Source organism: Mycobacterium sp. 1245499.0 (assembly GCF_001673615.1).
Classification (GTDB): domain Bacteria; phylum Actinomycetota; class Actinomycetes; order Mycobacteriales; family Mycobacteriaceae; genus Mycobacterium; species Mycobacterium europaeum_A.
Window position 1 is genome coordinate 1 of the sequence record NZ_LZMG01000307.1, and the last position, 787, is coordinate 787.

Annotated in this window: 1 pseudogene; it reads right to left on the reverse strand. The window is 76.4% G+C overall.

Going from position 1 to position 787, the window contains the following annotated elements:
* Positions 1-787 (reverse strand): annotated as a pseudogene (locus A5646_RS30020) (hypothetical protein); the annotation flags it as partial.

Genomic DNA, 787 nt, shown 5'->3' on the forward strand with positions numbered 1-787 from the left:
GGCGGGCAACGGTGCGGGCATCTGGCCGGGAGCCGGAATCGGCAACCCGCCCAGGGGAATCGACACCTCGGGGGGCGCCGGAGCGGTCGCCGGTCCGGCCGGCATGGGCAGTCCCGGCGTCGGCATCGCCGGCAGCATGCCGGGCAGTGCGCCGGTGGCCGGGGCAGCGGGCATGCCGGGCAATGCACCCGTCGCCGGTCCGCCTGGCATGCCGGGCAGCGTACCCGTGGGGGGCACACCGGGAGCGGCAGGCGCGCCGGGCACCGGGGGCGCCGCCGGCGGCAGGTGCTGACCGCCCACCGTCGACGCGCCGTCGGGCGCGCGCAGTAGCGCTTCGGGCCCGGACCTGGCCGGGACGGGGCCGCCGGGGGCCGGTTCCATCCGGATCGAGACCTCCGGAGGAGCGGCCGGCGGCTTCGGGGGCTGGGGCGCCTCGTCGGGCAGCTTGGCGTTCAGCGGCGGCGGCGGAACGCCGTCGGCCGGCTTCGGCGTGCCGACCACCACCCAGTTCCCGGACGGATCCTGCACCAGGTGCGCGGTGTCCCGGCTCGGGATCATGCCTTGCTTGCGGGCCGCCTCCGCCAGCGCCGGGGCGGCCTCCGCCTCGCGCACGTCGCGCTCCAGCGCCTCCTTCTGCTGTTGCAGCAACCGGGTGCGCTCCCGGGCATGACTCAACTTGTACGAGCGTTCCGCGGAGTCGGTGGACAGCCACAGCGTGAGCCCCAGCCCGATGCCCAGCGCACCGATGATCAGCACGACGAACGGGACCTTGCTGGCCAGGGTGCGC